The sequence below is a fragment of the Pseudomonas sp. Irchel s3h17 genome (genome assembly GCF_900187505.1).
Lineage (GTDB): Bacteria > Pseudomonadota > Gammaproteobacteria > Pseudomonadales > Pseudomonadaceae > Aquipseudomonas.
Genome location: NZ_FYDL01000001.1, coordinates 399,075 through 418,457, shown reverse-complemented (window position 1 = coordinate 418,457; position 19,383 = coordinate 399,075). Strand labels below are relative to the sequence as shown.

The 19,383-nt window shown below is 63.7% G+C and carries 15 protein-coding genes; 8 read left to right on the top strand and 7 right to left on the bottom strand.

The features are described from left to right. The first annotated feature begins 4 nt into the window (after positions 1-4). From CKW25_RS01900 to CKW25_RS01880, 5 genes are all read left to right on the top strand, one after another. Positions 5-1,372, top strand: a complete 1,368-nt coding sequence (locus tag CKW25_RS01900) for a PelD GGDEF domain-containing protein (protein WP_256577904.1) — start codon at positions 5-7, stop codon at positions 1,370-1,372. Then, a complete protein-coding gene (locus CKW25_RS01895; protein WP_095077317.1) occupies positions 1,350-2,336 on the top strand; it encodes a transporter in 987 nt (328 codons plus the stop codon). The genes CKW25_RS01900 and CKW25_RS01895 overlap by 23 nt, the downstream gene beginning before the upstream one ends. Then, a complete protein-coding gene (pelF, locus tag CKW25_RS01890) occupies positions 2,333-3,847 on the top strand; it encodes a GT4 family glycosyltransferase PelF (protein ID WP_095077316.1) in 1,515 nt (504 codons plus the stop codon). Before CKW25_RS01895 ends, pelF begins: the two co-directional genes overlap by 4 nt. Continuing rightward, positions 3,848-5,218: an exopolysaccharide Pel transporter PelG gene (gene pelG / locus CKW25_RS01885; protein WP_095077315.1), complete on the top strand. Its 1,371-nt coding sequence runs from the start codon at positions 3,848-3,850 to the stop codon at positions 5,216-5,218. It abuts the gene before it with no gap. 340 nt (positions 5,219-5,558) lie between these two features. Continuing rightward, complete coding sequence (locus CKW25_RS01880) at positions 5,559-7,019, top strand: diguanylate cyclase (protein WP_095077314.1); 1,461 nt, start codon at positions 5,559-5,561, stop codon at positions 7,017-7,019. A 43-nt stretch (positions 7,020-7,062) separates the two neighbouring features. Here the strand turns inward: CKW25_RS01880 and CKW25_RS01875 are convergent, their stop codons facing one another. Together CKW25_RS01875 and cax are read right to left on the bottom strand one after the other, a co-directional pair. Further along, positions 7,063-8,820, bottom strand: coding sequence for a SulP family inorganic anion transporter (locus CKW25_RS01875; protein WP_095077313.1), 1,758 nt, complete (start codon positions 8,818-8,820; stop codon positions 7,063-7,065). A 28-nt stretch (positions 8,821-8,848) separates the two neighbouring features. Further along, entirely contained in the window at positions 8,849-9,907 is a 1,059-nt protein-coding gene (cax, locus tag CKW25_RS01870) for a calcium/proton exchanger (RefSeq protein ID WP_095077312.1), read from the bottom strand. Between the two features lie 463 nt (positions 9,908-10,370). On the opposite strand from cax, the gene CKW25_RS01865 reads away from it, so the two are divergent. After that, positions 10,371-10,829, top strand: a complete 459-nt coding sequence (locus CKW25_RS01865; RefSeq protein WP_095077377.1) for a GNAT family N-acetyltransferase — start codon at positions 10,371-10,373, stop codon at positions 10,827-10,829. 108 nt (positions 10,830-10,937) lie between these two features. Here CKW25_RS01865 and CKW25_RS01860 read toward each other — a convergent pair whose 3' ends face one another. From CKW25_RS01860 to CKW25_RS01850, 3 genes are read right to left on the bottom strand one after another with little or no spacing between them, the layout of a single operon-like run. Continuing rightward, on the bottom strand, positions 10,938-11,786 hold the full coding sequence (locus CKW25_RS01860; RefSeq protein ID WP_095077311.1) for a phytanoyl-CoA dioxygenase family protein: 849 nt from the start codon (positions 11,784-11,786) through the stop codon (positions 10,938-10,940). A 9-nt stretch (positions 11,787-11,795) separates the two neighbouring features. Continuing rightward, complete coding sequence (locus CKW25_RS01855; protein ID WP_095077310.1) at positions 11,796-12,575, bottom strand: ABC transporter substrate-binding protein; 780 nt, start codon at positions 12,573-12,575, stop codon at positions 11,796-11,798. A gap of 46 nt (positions 12,576-12,621) precedes the next feature. Further along, a complete protein-coding gene (locus CKW25_RS01850) occupies positions 12,622-13,797 on the bottom strand; it encodes a M20 aminoacylase family protein (RefSeq protein WP_095077309.1) in 1,176 nt (391 codons plus the stop codon). A 235-nt stretch (positions 13,798-14,032) separates the two neighbouring features. Here CKW25_RS01850 and CKW25_RS01845 point away from each other — a divergent pair, with 235 nt between their 5' ends. After that, positions 14,033-14,947 carry a LysR family transcriptional regulator gene (locus CKW25_RS01845; protein ID WP_095077308.1) on the top strand — a complete coding sequence of 305 codons (915 nt, stop codon included), beginning with the start codon at positions 14,033-14,035 and terminating at the stop codon, positions 14,945-14,947. 115 nt (positions 14,948-15,062) lie between these two features. Then, on the top strand, positions 15,063-16,070 hold the full coding sequence (locus CKW25_RS01840; protein ID WP_095077307.1) for an Ldh family oxidoreductase: 1,008 nt from the start codon (positions 15,063-15,065) through the stop codon (positions 16,068-16,070). A gap of 135 nt (positions 16,071-16,205) precedes the next feature. Here the strand turns inward: CKW25_RS01840 and CKW25_RS01835 are convergent, their stop codons facing one another. Together CKW25_RS01835 and abaF are read right to left on the bottom strand one after the other, a co-directional pair. After that, positions 16,206-17,786 carry an aldehyde dehydrogenase (NADP(+)) gene (locus CKW25_RS01835; RefSeq protein ID WP_095077306.1) on the bottom strand — a complete coding sequence of 527 codons (1,581 nt, stop codon included), beginning with the start codon at positions 17,784-17,786 and terminating at the stop codon, positions 16,206-16,208. A 199-nt stretch (positions 17,787-17,985) separates the two neighbouring features. Beyond that, on the bottom strand, positions 17,986-19,383 hold the full coding sequence (gene abaF, locus CKW25_RS01830) for a fosfomycin efflux MFS transporter AbaF (RefSeq protein ID WP_095077305.1): 1,398 nt from the start codon (positions 19,381-19,383) through the stop codon (positions 17,986-17,988).

Below are 19,383 nucleotides of genomic sequence, written 5' to 3'. Positions count from 1 at the left end.
TGCGATGAAATCTCCCTACATGGATTACAGCCTGGCGCCCCGCGCCAGAGGCCCGGTGTCCTGGCTGGAAACCCTGGTCGTCACGGGACTGGTCATTGGCCTGGGGCTGTGGCTGGTACCGGAAGACCCGCTGCAGATGCATGCCGCCTTCCCCTGGCCGGTATTTGCACCGTTGTTGGCCGGTGTGCGTTACGGTTTTGCCCGGGGCTTGTCGAGTGCCGCGCTGCTGGTGATGACGCTGTTCATCCTGCGCTCTGCCGGGCTCGCCGCCTACGCACAGATCGAGCCGTCGTACATCGTTGGCCTGTTGCTGTGCGGCATGTTGGTGGGGGAGGTGCACGATCTGTGGCAGCAACGTTTGCAGCGCCTGCAGAGGGCCAACGACTACAGCCGGTCGCGTCTGGACGAGTTCACCTGCGCTCACCAGATTCTTCGGGTGTCCCATGATTTGCTGGAGCAGCGCGTGGCGGGCAGTGATCAGAGCCTGCGCAGCGCGTTGCTCGGCTTACGGGAAAAGCTACGGGTCATGCCCGGCGAAGGCGATGCGTTGACGCTCCTGGCCGGACCGATCCTGGCGTTGCTGGGCCAATACGGCTCACTGCGAGTGGCCGGGCTGTATCGAGTGGATGAGCAACGGACAACGGTTCAGCCAGAAGCACTGGCCACCATCGGGGCCATGGAGAACCTGGACACCGATGACGGCTTGATCAGGCTTTGCCTGGAGCGCGGCGAACTGATCAGCGTACGCCAGGAATTGATCGATTCCGGCGGCCTGGCGCAGATCTACTCGCTGCAGGCCTGTGTGCCGCTGATCGATGCCGAAGGCCATTTGCTGGCGGTCCTGGCGATCCGGCAGATGCCGTTCTTTGCCTTTCAGGAGCGGACCCTGAGCCTTCTGGCGCTACTGGCCGGACACATCGCCGACTTGCTGCACGGTGATCGGCACGTGCTGCAATCGGTGGATGCCGATGCCCACCACTTCAGCCGGCAGCTCAAGCGTTGCCTTTCGGATAACCAGCAACATGGGCTCAATGCGTGTCTGTTCGGCCTGGAAATGACCCGCGCCAATGACCGGCTGGTGCGTCTGCTGGAGCGTCACCAGCGAGGTCTCGACGTGCAGTTGCTGGTGCGTAATGGTCGTGGCAACCCGGTGCTGCTGATGCTGCTGCCCTTGACTGACAGGACAGGTGCCACCGGGTATTTCACACGCATTGGTGTGTTGTTGCATGAGGAGTTTGGTGTCGAGAGCGACCTGGCCAGCCTGGGGGTACAGGTCCTGGCCTACAACCTGGAGCCTGTCGGCGATTGCACCGGGTTACGTCATTTTCTATTCGACGAGTGTGGTTTGAATGATCAGCAAGTGGATGTTTAGCGCTGCCCTGGTGCTGGAAGCGGGAAGCTGGAGCCGTTTGTGGTCGGCTGCGCCCGAGTGGCAACAGTGGCTGGTCTTCATTCCGGTTCATGGCCTTGCCTGTGCACTGCTGTGTGCGGCGGTGTGGCGGTCGTTGCCGGTGCGCTATCGTTCGCCGCTGCCCTGGAGTCCGCTGTTGATCTTCAGCCTGGCGTTCTTTGTGCCTGTGTTTGGCACCTTGGGGGTCATGGCGATTTTCCCGACGCTGCACGTGTCGCGCCAACGCGACAAACAGACCTGGCAATCCGTCACCATCCCCAAGCTGCCGCTCCTGGCCCAGGTCAACACGGGTCTGTCGAGCTTTGCCGGGGGAGGGTTGCAGGATGTGTTGCGGCATGCGCCGCGGCCAGAACAGCGTTCGGCCGGTCTGCTGGCGACCCGACGCATGGCCGGCCGGGAAGCGGTGCCTATCCTCAAGCTGGCATTGGGTGATCCAAGCGATGACGTGCGGTTGCTGGCGTACTCGATGCTCGACACGCTGGAGAGCGACATCAACCTGCGGATACAAACCGCCCTCGCGCAAGTGCCCGCGGCCACCGCACAAGCGGCAGGCGCACTGCATGCCACATTGGCGCGCTGGTACTGGGAGCTGGCCTATCTTGGGCTGGCCCAGGGCAGTGTGCTGGAGCACGTCCTCAATCAGGCCAGTGAGCATGCCGAACAAGGACTGCTGGCTGGGGAGGGCGGTGAGCTGTTCCTGCTGGCCGGGCGGATTGCCCTGGAGCGTGGCGATGTCGAACGCGCCGACACATTGTTGAGCCTGGCCCAGGAGAGCGGCATAGACGAGGCCCACGTGTTGCCGTATCGCGCGGAGCTGGCCTTCGTGGCCGGTCGTTACCATGAGGTGCCCGGGCTGTTGACCCGCCTGCCAGTGGACATGCAGCAGCGACCGCCATTCGCCGCCCTGGTGAGGAGCTGGACATGAACCGCAAAGACGATGGGCCGCGTGTTGACATCTGTCTGTTGCTTGAAGGTACCTGGCCCTATGTCCGCGGAGGCGTGTCCAGCTGGATCCACCAGATGATTCTCGGTCTGCCCGACCTGACGTTCTCGGTGATGTTCATTGGCGGACAGCGTTCGGCCTATGCGAGCCGACGCTATGAGATTCCGTCGAATGTTCTGCACATCGAGGAAGTCTTTCTCGAGGATGCAACCCGGCCCACCAGCGCCAGGGCATTGCCGCGCAAGGCCTGCGAGCAACAACTGTCCGACCTGTATCGCTTTTTGCACCACCCGGACACGCCGGCCCCGGAGCTGGGCGAGCGCTTGCTCGACCTCATGGTCCAAGGGCACTTGACGCTGGATGACGTGTTGCGCAGCCGTGCCAGCTGGGCAGTGCTCAGCAGCGGGTATCGGCAGCACTGCAGCGCCCCGTCGTTCGTCAATTATTTCTGGACCTTGCGTTCCATGCAGTCGCCATTGCTGATGCTCGCCGAAGCCTCGCGGAGAATGCCGCCGGCACGGGTGCTGCACGCCATCTCCACCGGTTATGCCGGGATACTGGGCTGCATGCTCAAGAAACGCTGGGGTTGTGGCTATCTGCTCAGCGAGCACGGTATCTATACCAAGGAGCGCAAAATCGACCTGGCCCAGGCCAGTTGGCTCGCCGAGAGTCCCGAGCATGCCCTCAATGGCAGCCTGGACGCCGGCACGGGTTACCTCCGTGAGCTCTGGATCCGCTTCTTCGAGCGCATCGGCCAACTGACCTACCACAGTGCCGACACGATCGTGGCGCTGTACGACGGCAATCGCCAACGGCAGATCCAGGACGGTGCCGACCCGGCCCGCACCCAGGTGATTCCCAACGGCATTGACCTGCCGCAATGGACGGCCGCCTTCGACACCCGCCCGCCCGGTATTGCCCCCGTGGTTGGCTTGATTGGTCGTGTGGTGCCGATCAAGGACGTCAAGACCTTCCTGCGAGCCATGCGGGGTGTGATCAGTGTCATGCCCCAGGTCGAAGGCTGGATCGTCGGGCCCGAAGAAGAGGATCCGGAATACGCCAGTGAGTGCCACAGCCTGACGGCGAGCCTGGGGCTGGAAGGCAAGGTGCGGTTCCTCGGTTTCCAACGCATCCAGGACATCCTGCCGCAGTTGGGCCTGATGGTCCTGACCTCCATCAGCGAGGCCCAGCCGCTGGTGATTCTGGAAGCCTGGGCCGCCGGAACGCCGGTGGTCAGCAGCGACGTGGGGTCCTGTCGCGAGTTGATCGAAGGCGGCAGCGCCGAGGACCGCGACCTCGGATGTGGCGGGACGGTGGTGGCCATTGCCGACCCTCAGGCCACGTCGACGGCGATCCTTGGTCTGCTGAGAAACCCGCAGCGCTGGCAAGACGCGCAGACCAGCGGCCTGTTGCGGGTTAACCGTTACTACAGCCAGGCCTTGATGCTGCGCCGCTATCGTGATCTTTATCATGCCGCCATGGGGACCTGTTGAATGGCTGGAATAGGCTTTGAACTGCGCAGGATTCTCTCGCGCGACTCCTACACGGCGACCCTGCATGCCTACCTGTATGCCGGATTGATCAGTTCCGGCCCTTGGGTGCTGTCGATTGTCAGCGTGATGCTGGTCGGCAGTATCAGTCTCGGCTTGTTGCTGCCCGATGTGCTGGTTGGCCAGTTCCTGGTGACCGTGACCTACCTGATGGCCAGTTCGTTGATCCTGACCGGTGGCCTGCAGCTGTTTTTTACCCGTTTCGTTTCCGACCTACTTTACGAACACCAGCACGAGCGGATATTGCCGAATCTGTTGGGGATTTTACTGATGGTCACCCTTGGTGCCGGGTTGCTGGGGATCATGGTGCTGGGCCTGCTGTTCGACGAGCCGCTGATTTTTCGCGTGCTGGTGCTGGCGAACTTCGTCGTCCTGTGCAATCTGTGGCTGGTGATTATCTTTCTGTCCGGCATGAAGGCTTACAACCGGATCCTGCTGGTGATGCTGGTGGGCTATTCGCTGATGGTGGCGAGTGCCTACGCGCTGAGCTTCCTGCAGCTGCCGGGTTTGCTGCTGGCCCTGTTGATCGGTCACAGCGCGTTGCTGTTCCTGTATCTCTACGACATCTTGCGCGAATACCAGGCCGAGAAACTGATTGCCTTCGACTTCCTCGACCGCCGCCAGGTGTTTGTCAGCCTGCTCGCCACCGGCTTCTGTTACAACCTGGGGATCTGGGTCGACAAATTCCTGTTCTGGCTCAACCCCGGTACATCGAGTGGAATGGTCGGCCCGCTACGCGCCTCGCTTATCTATGACCTGCCGATCTTCCTCGCCTACCTGGCGATCATTCCCGGCATGGCGGTGTTTCTGGTGCGCATCGAAACCGATTTCGCCGAGTGGTGTGAACGGTTGTTTCAAGCCATCCGGGACGGTGCAACGCTGCAGTACATCGGCCAGTTGAAAACCGAGATGGTCCTGTCGATCCGCCAGGGCCTGCTGGAAATCTGCAAGGTGCAGGGCGTGACGGTGTTGCTGTCGTTCCTGTTCGCCCCGCGTCTGCTCGAGTGGTTGGGGCTGTCCAGTTACTACCTGCCACTGTTTCACATCGCCTTGATTGGCGTGAGTCTCCAGGTGGTGTTCATGGCCTTGCTCAATGTCTTCTTCTACCTGGACAAACGCATGATCGTTCTCCAGTTGTGTGTCTGGTTCGTGGTGTCGAATACCGCGTTGACCCTGCTCAGCCAGTACCTTGGCCCCAGCTTCTTCGGCTACGGCTTTACGCTGTCGTTGCTGGTCTGTGTGCTCCTGGGACTGCACCGGCTTTCGAGGGTGCTGGAGGATCTGGAGTACGACACCTTCATGCTGTCGCATTGACGGTCGAGCATCACGTTTGTGAACAAATGCCTATTGATACGTCGCCTTATCAGCCACGTTCACAGGTATTCAGCCTTGCGCTTCGATTTTCAGCGGACCTGCGCCTCAATTCACAGCGGCCATGCCCGGGGGTATGCGTTACTGCAGGCCATTGTCAGCGCCGTGGTCGGCCCGTCACTGGCGGCTGCCCCGTTTGCCGCCGCGTCCTGACTACCCCCCCGCGAGCCCATCGCTATGCCGATGTTGATGCGAGCGAGTTGGACACGGCCGTTACAGCCTTGCGCAAGATCAGCGGTGGAGCAAGACAACGCGTGCCAGGTGCCGCAGTGGAGCAGGAGTCATGAATTGGGTCGTCGAACACGCGCGCAGCGTCAGGATCGGTTGTTGGTTAGTGGTGGCGGTGCTGTCCCTGGTTGCCTTGCAGGGGCTTGTGCATCAGTACCAACTGCAGCGTGAGTTGTTGCTCGCCGGGCAACATGCGGCACTGGTGGAGCGCACTAATCAGGGCTTTTCCTACTTGATGAAGCAAATTTCCATCCACGAGTTACATCAGGCCCTGCAATGGGCCGACCCACCGACAGGCACTTGCCTGTCGAGTGAGTCAATAACCCGGCGGGAGCTGGTCAGTACGATCCTGGCCCGGAACATGCGGGAGCTCGATCAGCAACTGCTGAGTGTGCCTCGTGCGCTGGCGGACAGCCTGTCAGCCCCGGGCACGCCGCACATCAGCTTGAACGAAGGCAAGATCCGCATGGTCAGCCGGCAAGTCATCGGCTACGCCTGCGACGGTGGTTTTGCCTTGATCCAGCAGACACAGACCGAAATGACACCCGTGCAGTTGCCCGCGCGCCCGGACCTCGCGCGTGCGTTTCGCGATGGCATCGTGATTCGCGTCGCCATGACCGAGGCGCATGAGCATGTGTTGTATTTCGACATCCATATGCGCCTGGACTCAGGCAGGGTCGAGTACCTGCCCGGCTCAGCCGAGCTGTGGCAGGCACTGGTACCCCCCGGGGTTGCTTCCGCGGCCACCCTCGTGGGGGCCGAGGGGGTGGCCGAGACGACGGACGGTGAACGATTTACCCGGCACCTGGTGGATCCCGAGGGCAAGTTGCAACTGATTTATTACAGTGAGCCGCTGATCTCGAGCTACCTGGCGCTGTTCGTGCGGATCAATAGCTTTCCATTGATGTTGCTGGCCGGGTTTCTCCTCTGTTTGCCGTTGATCGGTCTGCTGCTGGTGCATCTGGTTAATGTCAGCGTGGCGCATCACCAGGCGGCCACCCGAGACTTTCTCACCGGTGCCTACAACCGGCGTGCGTTGATGGTGTTGGGCGAGCGGGAACTGACCCGCGCCAGCCGCGACGGTCGCCCGCTGAGCGTGTTGCAGCTGGACATCGACCATTTCAAGCGGGTCAACGATACCTATGGCCATGATGGTGGTGACCAGGTGTTGAAGTTTTTCGTGCGCCAGCTGGAGCGAATCATCCGCCAGCACGACGTGCTTGCCCGCATGGGGGGCGAGGAGTTTGTCATCCTGCTGCCGGACACGGATCTGGAGGGTGCCCGGTTGCTGGCGGGGCGTCTGCTGAAAACAGTGCGCAAGGCCCCTCTGAACCATGAAGGGCACTGCGTTAGCGTGACGTGCAGCCTGGGTGTCAGCGCATGGCGCGGTGCCGGCGACAGCCTTGAGGCGTTGCTGATCCGCGCCGACCAGTTGCTGTACCAGGCCAAGCAACAGGGGCGCGATCGCTATGTCTGCGACATCAGTCAGGTACCTGCGTCGACCGCCTGTGCCTGAGCCGTGTCGTTATTGATTGAACAGCGTCCCGGCGGGTCTCGCTTCAAGGTGTCCAATCCACCTCATGCTCATCCAGGTACGCATCCACCGCCGCACCCACCGTCGGGTGGAACACTTCGCTGCCGATGTGCTCCAGTACTTCCAGGCGTAGCAGCTTGTCCTTGACCGGGTCTTTCATCTCGGCAAATCGCAGTTCGACACCGTTGGCGCGCAGGGCTTGTTCCAGCTCCACCAGCATGTCCGCCGAGGTCACGTCCACGCTAGTGACCGGTTCGGCGGCCACCACCACCCGGCGCACCGATGTCGGGGACTGGGCGACGGCTTCCATCACGCAGTTCTGGAACAGTTCGGCATTGGCGAAGAACAGCGGTGCGTCCCAGCGGAACAACACCAGGCCGGGGGCGCGGCGGGCGTGGGGGTAGCGCGAGATGTCGTGATAACCGCGAATCCCGTCGACGCGGCCAAGCACGGCGAAATGCGGGCGCCAGCCATCCCAGAGGAATTCGATCACCGCCACCACCACCGCCAGGCCGATACCCGGTACCGCGCCGAGTACGGCGACGCCGACGAAGCAGGTGACCGATAGCCAGAATTCCCAGCGCTGAATGCGGTAGATGCGTCGCAGGTCCTTGAACTCGAACAGGCCGATGGCGGCGGCGATCACTACCGCGGCCAGGGCGCTGTTGGGCAGGTGCTGCAGCAGGTTGGGGCCGAACAGCAGCAACAGCGACACGCCCACGGCACCGAACACGCCGGTGAGCTGGGTCTTGGAGCCGGCCGCCTCGGCCACCGGGGTGCGCGAGGAGCTGCTGCTGATGGGAAAGCCCTGGAACAGTCCCGCGGCCAGGTTGGCGGCGCCCAGGCCGATCATTTCCTGATTCGGGTCGACGTGGGTGCGGGTCCGCGCGGCGTAGGTGCGCGATAGCACGCTGGTGTCGGCGAAGGACACCAGCGCCACGGCGAAACCGCCCAGCAGCACGGTACCCAGGTCGTTCAACGTCAGCCAGGGCAGGCTGAAACCGGGCAGGCCCTCGGGCAGGGGGCCCAACACCTTGAGGTTATGGACCGCGTCCAGATTCAGGCCGCCGACCACCAGGGTGGCGGCCACCACCGCAATGAGGATGCCGGGCACACGGTCAAAGCGCGCGAGCACGAGGATGACCGCCAGCGTGCCGATGCCAATGGCGAAGGCCGTCCAGTTGGCCTGGCCATCAAGCAGGGCCTTGCTCAGGGCCAGGATGTCGCGCAGCGGGCCGCTGCTGTCGATGGAGATGCCGAACAACTTGGGCGTCTGGCTGATCAGTACGGTGAAGGCGATGCCGTTCATGTAGCCGTAGCGGATTGGCTTGGACAGCAATTCGGTGATGAACCCCAGGCGCAGCAGCCCGGCACCGACGCAGACCAGGCCCGACACCAGGGCCATGGCACTGGCCAGCGCGATGGCGCGCATGGGATCGCCAGCGGACAGCGGCAGGACCACGGCGATGATGATCGCCGCCAGCGCCGAGTCGGGGCCCAGTACCAGGATGCGGCTGGGGCCGAACAGGGCATAGGCCAGCAGTGGAATGATCGTCGCGTACAGGCCGTAGATGCCCGGAACCCCCGAGGCCTCGGCGTAGGCGATGCCCACCGGGATCAGCATGGTGGTCAGCACCAGGCCGGCAATCAGGTCTTTCGGCAGCCAGGCGGGCTGGTAGCTGCGCAACAATTGCAGCCCTGGCAGCCAGCGTTGCCAGCCGGACAGGCCACGGTTCAGAGGGGGCGTTGCTGGCCCGGGTTCGGAGGGCTGGACTTCGCTCATGGCGACGTTTTCCTTGGGTCGATAGGGTTCAGGCGCTTGCAGTCGCTGGTATGAAGAAATAGGCCAGGCCGAGGATCAGGTACACCGCCAACAACTGTACGCCCTTTAGCCAGTCCGATCGCCCATCGGCCGCTACCTGGCCGGTGATCAGCACCGCCAGCAGCACGCTGAGCACCAGGCCGCCGGGGAAGGCCAGGTCCATGGGCGTTGTGCCGATAGCATAGCTGGCCAGGACCAGGACGGGGGCGACGAACAGGGCGACCTGGATGCTGGAACCGATGGAGATCGACAGCGCGAGGTCCATGCGATTTTTTCGGGCAGCGGAAATCGCGGAAAAATGCTCGGCCGCATTGCCGAGTATCGCGACAATGAACACCCCGACGAACAGGTTGCTCAGGCCCAGTTGATGGGCGCTCGGCTCGATGGCGGCCACCAGGATCTCACTGATCCAGGCGATCATCAGGGTGGCTGCCGCCAGGACCAGCAGCGCTTTTTTCATCGACCAGAGGGGTGGCATGCTCGCATCGCGCACCACGGGCTCCCCGGCAAACAGGCTCTTGTGGGTGACCAGCGAGTACACCAGGAACAACCCGTACACCAGCAACAGGACCAGGGAGATGTACAGGCTCAACGCCTGGGGCACGTCAGGGACACGGGAGGCGACCACTGAACTGAGAATCAGGGCAATGGTGGCCAGGGTCAGCAAGGTCGCCTGGGAGCGGGCAGCGGAGGCATTGTATTGCTGTTCCTTGTGCCCCAGTCCTCCGGCGAGCATGGCGGCGCCCAGCACCAGCAGGATATTGCCGATGATGGAGCCGACGATGGAGGCCTGCACCACGTCGTGCAAGCCGGCGCGCAGTGCGCTGAGGGCGATGATCAGTTCGGTGGCGTTGCCGAACGTGGCATTGAGCAATCCGCCCACGCCCTCGCCGGAGCGCTCCGCCAGCTGCTCGGTGGCCCGGCCCAGCCAGCCGGCCAGCGGCACGATGGCCAGCGCGGCGGTCAGGAAGACCAGCAGGTGCTGCTGCGGTGCCAGGAACTCCAGAAGAATGGCACCGGGGATGAAGAGCAGCATCCAGTAGAGCATTGACTTACCTCGCAAGCGGCGCCGGTCATGGGGAATGGCTGGCAGTGGCTGGTTGTTCTGATGGTTCGAATCCGTTTCGGACGCAATCGTTGAGCCGCCCGCCCGTGGCGATGGCCACCAAGAGGGTACTGGAGCCCCGGTGGAGCCCCTCTGATATTTATCAACGAACCGCCAACTGCCCGAGGTTGCCGACGGACTTCAGGAATCGCCCGCCATTTGCCGCCAGCCCCGAGTCGACAGGGAAATGCTCAGGGCTAACGGAAAGCCTAGCAGTGGTTTTGCCCGACGGGCATCCGTCGTCGACGCCGTGTGGTGTTCCGCCAGGCCTGGCCGGCTCCTGTCGCCGCCGTCAGGCAGTCCCCAGCGTTTTCAACTAGTCTGCAGCGCCAGCGGGCGGCCTTCCTGGAGGTGTCCGATGGCCCTGCATCGCGTCATGCAAACCCAGGCAAAAGGAGCGTTTCACATGTTGCATATGGACTGGCTCGACCAACACATGGATCAGTGCGCCACGATGGCCGAATGGCTGTATCGGCAATTCAGCTACGAGTATGCACGGCAGTCTCTGCCCGATTGGCAACGTGAGTTCGCTGATGGGCAGCGTGACGGCAGCTGGAAGTCGTTGATCGTCCTGGATCGCGGGCAACTGCTGGGCGGTGCGGCACTTGCCAGCGACGATCTGCCTGACCGGCCGGAGCTGGGCCCGTGGCTGGCCTGTGTGTTCATCACCCCTCAAGCCCGAGGGAAGGGGCTCGCAGCGCAGTTGATCGAAGGTATCTGCGAGCACGCCAGGGGAGTCGGCATCGCGACCCTGTATTTGCACACCCACGACCAACGTGATTATTACGCCCGGCGCGGTTGGAAAGTGCTGGAGCGATTCGAGGCATGGGGCAAAGAGCAGTGGCTGATGTCGCGGGACCTGTAGCGTCAACCCGCGCAACCTCATGGCTGCGCAGATGCGCTCGTCACAACAGCCCTGCCTGCCCCTGGCTATTGCCGATCGCCGGGCCCTGGTCTCAAGGCCCGACGGCATTCAACGCCCGTGCTGCGACAACGTCGGAAACAACGCATGCTCCATGGGCGCGCCCGGCGCCAGGCTTTCCCGTAGCCCGGGGAAGTCGGGGGAAGTGGCCCAGGCCCTGGGCGCATGCCTGACGTCGTCGCCGATGACCCGCACCGAAAACGCGCGACGACGGTTCTGGCCGCCGACGCCTGCGGAGGCGTGCAAGGTCAGCATGTTGAAGCACACCATGTCCCCCGGCTCCAGTGCCCAGCCGAGGATGGGATAGTCCTGGCGGTGGTTCTCGATGTCCGGCAGTTCGTCCAGGGTGCCCTCGGCAAACCATTTGGCCTGGCTGTCCATGAAGGTGCGGGGCATCAGCCAGGGGCCCTTGTGCGAGCCGGCGATGAACTCCAGGGTCGATTCCCTGGACACCGGGTCGACGGGAATCCAGAAACTGACGGTGTCCGAGCCACTGATGTTGTAGTAGGGCTGGTCCTGGTGCCAGGGCGTGCGCTGGCGGGTATTGGGTTCCTTGACCAGCAAGTGGTCGTGATGCAGGCGCACCTGTTGGCTGTCCAGCAACGCGGCGGCGATGGGGGCGATGGCGGAATTGAAGATGAAGTCGCGGTAGTGCGCGTTGTCCTGCCAGTTGCAGAAATCCTCGAAAAACCAGCCCGGGTCCGAGGCACTGCTGGCCACTTTGGCGCGCGGGCTGGGACGGGCAAGGTTGCGTTCGATACCCTGGGTCAACTCGCTGATTTGCTGTGGGGTGAACGCGTTACGGATGCACACCGCGCCATGGGCCTGAAAGGCACGCACCGCCTCATCGCTCACGGGGCAGGCAAAACCGGACTCACCGAATGGGATCATTTCGTTCATGGCGTGGCCTCACTTACCGTAAATGTCGAAGTTGAAGTACTTCTTCGCGATCTGGTCGTACTCGCCGGACTGGCGAATGCTGGCCAGGGCGGTGTTCAACTGCGCCTTGAGTTCGGGCTCGTTTTTGCGCACACCGATGGCCACCCCGTCGCCGATGATGCTCTTGTCGGTGATGGGCTCGCCTGCAAAGGCGAAGGCCTGGCCCTGGGGCTTTTGCAGCAGCCCGACATCGGCCTGCACCGAGGCCTGGAACGTGGCGTCCAGGCGCCCGTTGATCAGGTCGGAAAACACCTGGTCCTGGGTCTGGTAGGTCAGGATGCTGACCCCCTGGTTGCCCCAGTGCGAGCGGGCGAAGCTTTCATGCAGCGTGCCCTGGACCACCCCCACCGACTTGCCCTTGAGGGACTCGGCCGTGGGCAGCAGGCCGCTGTCCTTGCGGGCGACGAGCGAGGACGGGGCGGTGTAGATCCGGTCGCTGAAATCGACCTGCTGGCGCCGCGCCGCGGTGGCGCTGAAGGCCGACAGGATGGCGTCGAATTTCTTCGCCTTCAACCCCGGGATCATGCCGTCGAAGGTCTGTTCGACCCAGATGCACTTGACCTGCAACTCGGCGCACAGGGCATTGCCCAGGTCGATATCAAAACCGCTCAGCGAGCCGTCGGGCTGCTTCTGTTCGAAAGGCGGGTAGCTGGGGTCGACGCCGAACTTGATCACCGGCTGCGCCTGGGACAGCGGGGCGAAGATCAACCCGAGCAACATCAGGGTAGAGGGGAGTTTGCGTGGCTGCATGATGACCTCTTTTATTATGGTTTTTCACGGTTTGGCAGGTCTGGGTTCAAGGCTTGAGCGGTAAGAAGGCCTCGGTCAACTTGACCCAGAAGCCAGCGCCGCGCAGCAGGATCTCGTCGTTGAAGTCGTAGCGAGGGTCGTGGGCCATACAGCTCTTCTCACCGTCGCCGTTGCCGATAATCAGGTAGCAGCCCGGGCATTGCTGCAGGAAATAGGCGAAATCCTCACTGCCATTGAAGGGCGCGATGTCGTTCAAGACCTCGTCCGGGCCCAGCCAGTCGGTGGCCACCTGGCTGGCAAACCGGGTCATGTGCGCATCGTTGATCAGCAACGGGTAGTCGGCACTGTAGTCAATTTCGGCGCTCGCGCCGAATGCCTGGGCCTGGGCGTGAATCAGTTGCTTGATCTGGTGCTCCAGGCGATCCCTGACCGTGTTGTCCAGTGCCCGTACCGAAATCAGCATGTGGGCGCTGTCCGCAATCACGTTGGAAGCCTTGCCGGCGTTGACCGCCCCGACGGTGATCACGCTCATTTCCTGCGGCGACACGTTGCGCGAGACGATGGTCTGCAAGGCCATGATGATGCTGGCGCAGACCACCACCGGGTCGACGGTCAGGTGGGGCATTGCGCCATGGCCGCCCTTGCCATGGATCGTGACATTGACCTGGTCGGCGGAGGCCATGAACGGCCCGGCGCGGAACCCGAGTTTGCCGGTGGGGTAGCCCGGCATGTTGTGCGCGGCGAACACCGCATCGCAGGGGAACTGTTTCAGCACGCCTTCCTGGATCATTCTGCGGGCGCCGGCCAGGCCTTCCTCGGCCGGCTGGAAAATCAGGTGGACAGTGCCATCGAACGGGTGGTCGTGGGCCAGGGCGTAGGCGGCGGCGAGCAGCATGACCGTGTGCCCGTCGTGGCCACAGGCGTGCATTTTCCCCGGTATCCGGCTGGCGTAGGGCAGGCCGGTCTTCTCCAGGATGGGCAACGCGTCCATGTCCGCCCGGATGCCGATCACCCGGGTGCCGGTGCCTTTCTTCAGGGTGCCGATGACGGCGGTTTCAGCCAGGCCACGGGTCACTTGATAGCCCCACTTGAGCAAGCGTTCGGCGACCAGCTGGCTGGTCTCGACTTCCTGATAGCCCAGTTCGGGGTTGGCATGGATCCGGTGGCGCAGTTCGCGCATTTCGTGCTCGATTTCTTGCAGCAGCGTGATGGACTCGGACATGGGCAGCGTTTTCCTTGATGATCGGGAGGCCCAACCCGACTGTCGCCAGCACCGCAACCTGTGCCAGGGTTCACGACAGCCTGCGTTTGGGCGAACCTTGCGGGCGTTTTCTGCTACGGTCCCTGGCAGCGGTGCAAGGCCCGGGCTCTGTGGTCCGAGCTTAGAGGGCCACGTGAGCGGCCCATAGACATCCGAAAGTCAACAAGGCAACCCAGGGTTAACAGTGGCGGACACTATGAAGTTCTATCAACTCAACGCCCTGGTGGCCGTGGCCGATGCGGGCAGTATTCGCGGCGCGGCCAGGCGGCTCGACACTTCACCGGCCGCGGTCACCAAGGCCCTGCAGAAACTCGAGGCCGACACCGCCACGCAATTGCTGATCCGGCACACCTCCGGGATCGTGTTCACCGAAGTCGGCAAGAAATTGCTGGTCGAGGCCCGGTTGCTGGTGGCGCAGATGGCCAGCGCCCGCCAAGTGCTGGCTGACGGCAACGGCGAGCTCACCGGGCGCCTGGCGGTCGCGGTGACGCCGTGGCTGGCGATGACGCTGATGCCCAAGGCCGTGGTGTGTTTTCGCCAGCGCTTTCCCCAGGTGCAACTGGAACTGCATGAAGGGCTTTCGTCCGTGGGCTGCCCGCGGTTGCGCGAAGGCAGCATCGATCTGTTCGTCGGGCGGCTGGATACCCATAGCCGTAGCGCGGACCTGACCTGCCAACCCTTGTTCACCGCCGATTGTGCGGTGGTGGCCCGCCAGCAACATCCGCTGTCGGACTGTCACGCCATGGCGGAGCTGGACGCGGCCGACTGGATCCTGGCCTCACAGCAGGACGAAACGATCACCCGCCAGGGGCATGTGCATTTCGCCCATTCGCTGTCGATGCTGTTGAGCCTGCTGCGAGAGACCGACATGTTGAGCATCTTCCCCTGGCCGCTGGTGGAGATTTGCGCGCAGCGCGAGGGCTTGTGCGCCTTGCCATTGCGCGAGCCGGTCGGCAGTGCCTCGGTGGGGGCCATCAGCCGCAGCGGCCAACCCCTGCGCCCGGCGGCCGAGCGGTTCCTGGAGTGCCTGATCGACGTCATTCACTTTGAGATGGGCCAGGCACAGTCGCCGTATCGACGGATGCTGCAGACCGTCGATCTACTGGTCTGAGCACGGCAGTCATACAACGCTCGTTGTGCTGAATTCGTCATCGAGCCTGCCTAAAGCGATCAAGCTTCACACCCTGCAATGGGCCAGTCTGGACGGTCTGTCCAAGGAGTTGATTATGATCCGACTGACCCTGATCGAGGCCCGCGCGCTGGCCGAGTCGATCCTGCTGCACAACGGTTTTAACGCGGCCCATGCCCAGGCGGTGGCCGCCACGGTGATCGCCGGTGAGCGCGATGGCTGTGCCTCCCACGGTTTGTACCGGGTCCTGGGCTGCGTGAATTCCCTGCGGGCCGGCAAGGTGGTGGCCGATGCCCAGCCCCAGGTCGTCGACCAGGCGCCGTCGATCGTGCGGGTGGATGCCGCCGGCGGGTTTTCCCAGTTGGCGTACCAGGCCGGCTTGCCCTTGCTGCAGGAGAAAACCCGGGCCAACGGGATTGCCGCCCTGGCGATCAATCGGTGCGTGCATTTTTCCGCCTTGTGGGTGGAGATCGAGCAGTTGACCGCTGCCGGCCTGGTGGCTCTGGCCTGCAACCCCAGCCATGCCTGGGTCGCGCCGGCCGGTGGCAATCAGCCGGTGTTCGGCACCAACCCGATTGCCTTCGGTTGGCCCCGTGCGGGCCAGGACCCCTTTGTCTTCGATTTCGCCACCAGTGCCATTGCCCGGGGCGACATCGAGTTGCACCGGCGTGCCGGCAAGGCGATTCCCGAAGGCTGGGGCGTGGATGCCCAGGGGCGGCCGAGCACCGATGCCAACGTGGTGCTGGATACGGGCGCGATGCTCACGTTCGGTGGGCACAAGGGCTCGGCGCTGGCGGCGATGGTGGAGTTGATCGCCGGGCCATTGATCGGTGACCTGACCAGCGCCGAATCGCTGGCCTATGACGCCGGCAGCAAGTCGTCGCCGTACCATGGCGAGCTGATCATCGCCCTCGACCCTCGGCGTTTTCTCGGCGAGGCCACCGAGCACCACCTGGCCCGGGCCGAAGTCCTGTTCGAAAGTATCCAGGGGCAGGGCGCGCGCTTGCCGTCGCAACGGCGTTACCAAGCGCGAGCGCGCAGCCTGGTGGAAGGGGTGCAGATCCCCGAGGCCTTGTACCACGACCTGAAGGCGCTGCTGGCCTGAGTGTACGCAACCTCCGCGGGAACGATCGTGAACCTCTGTGGGAGCCGGCTTGCCGGCGAAGGCGACGTACCAGACACACCGCGTCGCGGCATTCGCCGGCAAGCCGGCGCCCACAGGGTTGGGCGTTCGTCCTTTTTACAGGGCTTCGCGCTGGCTGTTGCCGTCAACCAGGCGGGCAATGCCCAGCGGGTTGGCGTCTTTGAGCGCTTCGGGCAGCAAGGCGTCCGGGCAGTTCTGGTAGCACACCGGACGCAGGAAACGCTCGATGGCCAGGCTGCCGACCGAGGTACCACGGGCGTCGGAGGTGGCCGGGTATGGCCCGCCATGGACCATGGCATCGCAGACCTCGACCCCCGTCGGATAACCGTTGAACAGTACTCGGCCGACTTTTTGCTCCAGCAGCGCCAGTAACTCGCCGTGCTCCTGCAGGTCCTGCGCTTCGCCGATCAGGGTGGCGGTGAGTTGGCCGTGCAAACTGTTCAGTACCTGTCGCAACTGTGCCTTGTCGGCGACTTCGACGACGATGGTCGTGGGGCCGAACACTTCTTCCTGCAGCAGTGGATCCCCCCTGAGCAAGAGGCTGGCGTCGGCCTTGAACAGTTGCGGTTGCGCGTGATTGCCTGGTTGATCCTGGCCGGCCAGGCGATGGATGCCCGGATGGCTGAGCAGCGCTTGCACGCCGTTGCTGTAGCTACGGTATGTACCGGCGTTGAGCATGACTTGCCCCGGCTGTTCGGCCATGTGCGCGGCGAGGTGTTCAACGAACGCGCTGAACGCAGGGGAGTGCATGCCGATCACCAGGCCCGGGTTGGTACAGAACTGACCGCAGCCCTGGACCACCGACGCCACCAGTTCGCTGGCGATTTTCTCGCCCCGCAGGTGCAGGGCTTCGGGCAACACCAGCACCGGGTTGATGCTGCTCATTTCGGCGAACACCGGAATCGGCTGTGGCCGGGCGGCGGCCATGTCGCAGAGGGCGCGGCCACCTTTGAGCGAACCGGTGAAGCCGACGGCCTGGATCGCCGGATGCTTGACCAGTGCTTCACCGACGCCGGCCCCGTAGATCATGTTGAACACGCCCTTGGGCATGTCGGTTTGCTCGGCGGCGCGCAGGATCGCATTGGCCACGCGCTCGGCCGTCGCCATGTGCCCGCTGTGGGCCTTGAACACCACCGGGCAACCGGCGGCCAACGCCGCTGCGGTGTCGCCACCGGCGGTGGAGAACGCCAGGGGGAAATTGCTCGCGCCGAACACCGCCACTGGACCGACGCCGATCCGGTACTGACGGATGTCGACCCGAGGCAGCGGCTGACGCGCGGGCAATGCCCGGTCGATGCGTGCCCCATAGAAATCGCCGCGGCGCAGCACCTGGGCGAACAGGCGCATTTGCCCGCTGGTGCGCCCGCGCTCGCCCTGGATACGGCCGGTGGGCAAGGCGGTTTCCCGGGTGACCAGGGCGACGAATTCGTCATCCAGGGCATCCAGTTGGCTGGCAATGGCCTCGAGAAACTCCGCTCGGCGACTGGCTGGCAGGTTGCGAAAGGTCGGGTAGGCCGCGGCGGCGGCCAGGGCGGCAGCGTCCACTTCCCCGAGTGTGGCCTGGGTGAAGGTGTAGGGCAGGGCTTCGCCACTGGTGGCGTCATGGCTGTGCAAGGTGATGTGGCCGACGGCACTGCGCGCACCGCCGATGTAGTTATGGCCGATGATCTCGGGCATCGAAAAAACTCCTGTTGGAAAATGCAATTCAAGCCTGAAGGAATGCTGATGGTGGCGAGCGAGCTTGCGCGCGCGGGGTCGCGTAGCGGTCGCAAAAATGTACTGACAGCCATTTTTTGCGAGTGCTATGCACTCGAGCGCGAGCAAGCTCGCTCGCCACAAGATTGAAGTTCGCCAGAACAATCGGCGGGTATCAGGTTCACGCCAGCTCACTACCCCGGCGCGTAGACGCTGGTGCGGCTTGACCCAACGCCGCGATCCGCGCCGCCGACTCGGCATCCACCTGATGCAGCGACTTGCCCCGGGTTTCCCGGGCCAGGCCGACGGCGATAAGGGAAATCACCGAGGCACCGACCAGGTACCAGGCGATCGGCGTGGAGCTGTGGTACTTGTTGAGCAGGGTGATGGCGATCAACGGGGCCAGGGAGCCGGCGAAGATCGGCGCCACCTGGTAGCACAGGGACAACGCGGTATAGCGCACGTGGGTCGGGAACATTTCGGCCATCAGCGCCGAGTAGGGCGCGTAGGTCATCGACTCGATGGCCAGGCCCAGGGTGATCGCGGCCATGATCAGCCAGTTGTTGCCGGTGTCCATCATCGGGAAGCCGACGAAGCCCCAGAAGGCCGTGAGAGCCGCGCCGGTCAGGTACACCGGTTTGCGCCCGACCAGGTCGGACAGGTAGCCCATCACCGGGATCAGGAAGAAGTGCAGCAGGTGCGCGCCGAACATCAGCAGCAGAATCTCCGAGGTGTCCTTGTGCACCACCAGCTTCAAGTAGGTGATCGAGAAGGTCACCACGGTGTAGTACAGGATGTTTTCGGCAAACCGTGCGCCGATCCCCACCAGCACCGCGCGCCAGTGATGACGCAGCACTTCCACCACGCCCAGTTGCTGGTGCCGGGTCTGCGCCTGGCGGGCCTGGGCTTCCTTGAAGATCGGTGCGTCGTCGACGCTGGTGCGAATCCAGTAGCCGATCAGCACTACCACGGCCGAGAACCAGAACGCCACGCGCCAGCCCCAGGCGAGGAATTGCTCTTCCGACAGGTTCGAGGACAACAGCAGCAGGGCGACCGTGGCCACCAGGTTGCCAGCCGGCACCCCGGCTTGAGGCCAGCTGGCCCAGAAACCCCGGCGATTGTCCGGGCAGTGTTCGGAGACCAGCAGGATCGCGCCGCCCCATTCACCGCCGAAGGCGAAGCCCTGGATCAGCCGCAGCAGTACCAGTAGCAGCGGCGCCGCATAACCGATCTGGTCGAAACCGGGCAGGCAGCCCATCAGGAAGGTGGTGATGCCGACCACCACCAGGCTCAGTTGCAGCAGGCGCTTGCGGCCGAATTTGTCACCGTAGTGACCAAACACCAGGCCGCCCAGCGGGCGGGCGAGAAAGCCGACCGCGTAGAGGGCGAAGGCGGCGATGATGCCGTCGATCGGGCTGTCGGTCTGGCGAAAGAACAGCTGGCCGAAGACCAGTGCGGAGGCGGTGCCGTAGAGGAAGAATTCATACCATTCGGCGACGGTGCCGGCCATGGCGGCGGCCACGACACGCTTGAGTCCCGAAGGGGTGGTTGCGCTGTGGGTGTGTTGAGGATTGGACAT

Coding starts and splice junctions, on each gene's coding strand:
- CKW25_RS01895 (WP_095077317.1), top strand. CDS start 1,350: ATGATCAGCAAGTGGATGTTTAGCGCTGCCCTGGTGCTGGAAGCGGGA.
- CKW25_RS01855 (WP_095077310.1), bottom strand. CDS start 12,575: ATGCAGCCACGCAAACTCCCCTCTACCCTGATGTTGCTCGGGTTGATC.
- CKW25_RS01865 (WP_095077377.1), top strand. CDS start 10,371: ATGTTGCATATGGACTGGCTCGACCAACACATGGATCAGTGCGCCACG.
- CKW25_RS01880 (WP_095077314.1), top strand. CDS start 5,559: ATGAATTGGGTCGTCGAACACGCGCGCAGCGTCAGGATCGGTTGTTGG.
- CKW25_RS01835 (WP_095077306.1), bottom strand. CDS start 17,786: ATGCCCGAGATCATCGGCCATAACTACATCGGCGGTGCGCGCAGTGCC.
- abaF (WP_095077305.1), bottom strand. CDS start 19,383: ATGTCCAATCCTCAACACACCCACAGCGCAACCACCCCTTCGGGACTC.
- CKW25_RS01840 (WP_095077307.1), top strand. CDS start 15,063: ATGATCCGACTGACCCTGATCGAGGCCCGCGCGCTGGCCGAGTCGATC.
- CKW25_RS01900 (WP_256577904.1), top strand. CDS start 5: ATGAAATCTCCCTACATGGATTACAGCCTGGCGCCCCGCGCCAGAGGC.
- CKW25_RS01860 (WP_095077311.1), bottom strand. CDS start 11,786: ATGAACGAAATGATCCCATTCGGTGAGTCCGGTTTTGCCTGCCCCGTG.
- pelG (WP_095077315.1), top strand. CDS start 3,848: ATGGCTGGAATAGGCTTTGAACTGCGCAGGATTCTCTCGCGCGACTCC.
- cax (WP_095077312.1), bottom strand. CDS start 9,907: ATGCTCTACTGGATGCTGCTCTTCATCCCCGGTGCCATTCTTCTGGAG.
- CKW25_RS01850 (WP_095077309.1), bottom strand. CDS start 13,797: ATGTCCGAGTCCATCACGCTGCTGCAAGAAATCGAGCACGAAATGCGC.
- CKW25_RS01875 (WP_095077313.1), bottom strand. CDS start 8,820: ATGAGCGAAGTCCAGCCCTCCGAACCCGGGCCAGCAACGCCCCCTCTG.
- CKW25_RS01845 (WP_095077308.1), top strand. CDS start 14,033: ATGAAGTTCTATCAACTCAACGCCCTGGTGGCCGTGGCCGATGCGGGC.
- pelF (WP_095077316.1), top strand. CDS start 2,333: ATGAACCGCAAAGACGATGGGCCGCGTGTTGACATCTGTCTGTTGCTT.